The sequence below is a fragment of the Micromonospora sonneratiae genome (genome assembly GCF_042679305.1).
In the GTDB taxonomy this organism is placed as follows: Bacteria; Actinomycetota; Actinomycetes; order Mycobacteriales; family Micromonosporaceae; genus Micromonospora_H; species Micromonospora_H sonneratiae.
In genome coordinates this window covers 1-3,248 of the sequence record NZ_JBHTMP010000142.1, presented here as the reverse complement: position 1 = coordinate 3,248, position 3,248 = coordinate 1, and the positions used below count along the sequence as shown (strand labels likewise).

Genomic DNA, 3,248 nt, shown 5'->3' with positions numbered 1-3,248 from the left:
CCAGCGGGTCGGTGACCGGGCCGCCACCGGCCAGCAGGTTGGGCAGGCAGCCGGCGTCGATCGCGCCCCGGTCGCCAGCGCGCCGGGGGACCCAGGCCAGCTTCGCACCGGTACGCCGAGCCAGCTCGGCCGCGGCCGACAGGCCACCCGGTACGGACGCCAGCCGCTCGCCGACCAGCAGGATCGCTCCCTCGGCCCGCAGCGCCTCGTTGATCGTGGTGTCCTCGGCCAGCACCCGGGCCTCGTCGCCGGGAACCGCAGTGGTGAGCCGGGCACCGATCTTGCCGAATCCACGGGTGAGGTACGGCGCGACCGCGTGCACGGCCAGCTTCCGCTTGCCGTACGCCTTGCGCAGCCGCAGGAAGAGGATCGGGCACTCCTCCTCGGGCTCCAGCCCGACGATCACCACGGCCGGCGCGTTCTCGACGTCGGTGTAGGTCACCCCGGCCGTACCGGCCACGTCGCTGGCCAGGAAGCTGGTCTCCTCAGCGGAGATCGGCCGGGCCCGGAAGTCGACGTCGTTGGTGTTCAGCGCGATCCGGGCGAACTTCGCGTAGGCGTAGGCGTCCTCGACGGTGAGCCGACCACCGGTCAGCACCGCGGCACCGTTGCCACCGTCGCGGGCGGCCCGCAGCCCCTCGGCCGCCACACTGAGCGCCTCGCTCCACGGTGCCTCACGCAGCTCACCGGTCTTGGCGTCCCGGACCAGCGGAGTGGTGATCCGGTCGTTGGCCTGGGTGTACTGGAAGCCCCAGCGGCCCTTGTCGCAGTTCCACTCCTCGTTCACCGCCGGGTCGTCGCCGGCCAGCCGGCGCAGGACCTTGTTGCGCCGGTGGTCGGTACGCATGGCGCAACCGGCGGAGCAGTGCTCGCAGACGCTCGGCGTGGAGACCAGGTCGAACGGGCGGGCCCGGAACCGGTACTGCGCCCCGGTCAGCGCGCCGACCGGGCAGATCTGCACCGTGTTGCCGGAGAAGTACGAGTTGAACGGGACGTCACCCGGGTCGCCCTCTTCGCCGCCGTACTCCTCGTCCCGGTAGATGTTGATCTGCTCCCCGGAGGAGCGGCCCATCAGGTCGATGAACTTGTCGCCGGCGATCTCCTCGGAGAACCGGGTGCACCGCTGGCAGAGCACGCACCGCTCCCGGTCCAGCAGCACCTGGCTGGAGATGTTGACCGGCTTCTCGTACTCCCGCTTGTGCTCGTGGAAGCGCGACTCGGCACGGCCGGTGGACATCGCCTGGTTCTGCAGCGGGCACTCGCCGCCCTTGTCACACATCGGGCAGTCGAGCGGGTGGTTGATCAGCAGCAGCTCCATCACGCCGGCCTGGGCCTTCTTGGCCACCTCCGACGTGAGCTGGGTCCGGACCACCATGCCCTCGGCCACGGTCTGGGTGCAGGAGGCCACCGGCTTGCGCTGGCCCTCGACCTCCACCAGGCACTGCCGGCAGGCACCGGCCGGTGCCAGCAGCGGGTGGTCGCAGAACCGCGGGATCTCGGTGCCCAGCTGCTCGGCGACGCGGATGAGCAGCGCACCCTTGGGCGCGGTCACCTCGACACCGTCGATGGTGAGGGTGACGGTCTCGGTCGCCTTTACGACCTCGGTCATTGTGCCGGCCTTTCGCTCGCGACTGCGGGGCTCGCTCCGCTCAACTCGCATTCCGGCTCAGCCACGTCCCACGCGGGCTGCCCCGGAAAACGCGCGCCTCGTGCTCGCATCAGTGCGCTCCAACTAGCTGCTTGGCGGACAGCTTCGGTGCCTTACGTCCCTCGATGTAGTCGAGGTAGTCCTGCTTGAAGTACTTCAGCGAGGAGGTCACCGAACTGGTCGCGCCGTCGCCGAGACCGCAGAACGCACGGCCCAGCACGTTGTCGCAGGTGTCCAGCAGGGTGTCGAGGTCCTCGACGGTGCCCTGGCCGGAGAGGATCCGCCGGTAGACCCGGACCATCCAGTAGTTGCCCTCGCGGCACGGGGTGCACTTGCCACACGACTCGTGGTGGTAGAACTCCAGCCACCGGTAGGTCGCGTAGACCGGGCAGTCCTGGTCGGAGAAGATCTGGGTGGCCGTGGTGCCGAGGATCGAGCCCGCCGCCGCGACGCCCTCGAAGTCGAGCGGCACGTCCAGGTGCTCGGCGGTCAGCAGCGGGGTGGACGAGCCACCCGGGGTCCAGAACCGCAGGTTGTGCCCCGGCTGCATGCCGCCGGCCAACTCGATCAGCTCTCGCAGGGTGATGCCCAGGCCACACTCGTACTGACCGGGGTTGGCGATCCGGCCGGAGAGCGAGTAGATCATCGGGCCGGCGGACTTCTCCGTACCCATGCTCTTCCACCAGGCGGCCCCGCCGAGCACGACGTACGGCACGCTGGCGATGGTGCCGACATTGTTGACCACGGTCGGGCTGGCGTAGAGGCCGTGCGTGGCCGGGAACGGTGGGCGCAGCCGGGGCTGGCCCCGGAAGCCCTCCAGCGAGTCCAGCAGCGCGGTTTCTTCACCACAGATGTACGCCCCGGCGCCGCTGTGCACCACCAGGTCGAGGTCGAACCCGGAACCGAGGATGTTCTTCCCCAGGTAGCCGGCGGCGTACGCCTCGTTGACCGCGTTGCGCAGTCGCCGGGCGGCGTGCACCGCCTCGCCCCGGATGTAGATGTAGGCCCGGTTGGCCCGGATCGCGTACGAGGCGATGATCACGCCTTCGACCAGCGAGTGCGGGTCGTGCGTCATCAGTGGCAGGTCCTTGCAGGTGCCCGGCTCGCCCTCGTCGGCGTTGACCACCAGGTAGTGCGGCTTGCCGTCGCCCTGGGGGATGAAGCCCCACTTGAGCCCGGTCGGGAAGCCGGCACCGCCCCGACCCCGCAGACCCGAGTCCTTGATCAGCTGGATCAGGTCGTCGGGGTGCGCGGCGATCGCCTTGCGCAGTGCGGCGTAGCCGTCGAGCTGCTCGTAGACGTTGATCCGCCAGGCGTCCGGCGACAGCCAACGCTTGGTGAGCACCGGGGTCAGCTTCTCCAGCGTCTCCCGGCGCGGCGTGGTCGTCATGACTGCGCCTCCTCTTCCCCAGCCGCTGGCTGCGCTTCGCCCGTCGATGCTTCCTTCAACGAGCGCTCCTGTGCCTGCGCGTCGTCACCGGCCGGCTTGCCGTCACTGGCCGGCTCGTTGGCGGCGACCCCCGCCGCCTCGGCGGCCCTGGCGTCGGCCGGTCCCGGCGGGACGCCGTCGACCGGGGCCTTCGTGCCGGGCGCGTCCGCG

The 3,248-nt window shown here is 70.4% G+C and carries 2 protein-coding genes and 1 pseudogene; all 3 read right to left on the bottom strand.

What is annotated here, in order from left to right; genetic code table 11:
- Window positions 1-1,609: NADH-quinone oxidoreductase subunit G (locus ACFQ4H_RS34640; RefSeq protein WP_377579483.1), on the bottom strand; the 1,609-nt coding region annotated here is incomplete at its 3' end.
- 109 nt (window positions 1,610-1,718) lie between these two features.
- Window positions 1,719-3,038 (bottom strand): NADH-quinone oxidoreductase subunit NuoF, encoded by a 1,320-nt coding sequence (gene nuoF / locus ACFQ4H_RS34635; protein ID WP_377579481.1) that lies wholly within the window; start codon window positions 3,036-3,038, stop codon window positions 1,719-1,721.
- Window positions 3,035-3,248, bottom strand: a pseudogene (locus tag ACFQ4H_RS34630) (NADH-quinone oxidoreductase subunit NuoE); the annotation flags it as partial. The gene nuoF and the pseudogene ACFQ4H_RS34630, both read right to left, overlap by 4 nt.

Coding starts and splice junctions, on each gene's coding strand:
- nuoF (WP_377579481.1), bottom strand. CDS start 3,038: ATGACGACCACGCCGCGCCGGGAGACGCTGGAGAAGCTGACCCCGGTG.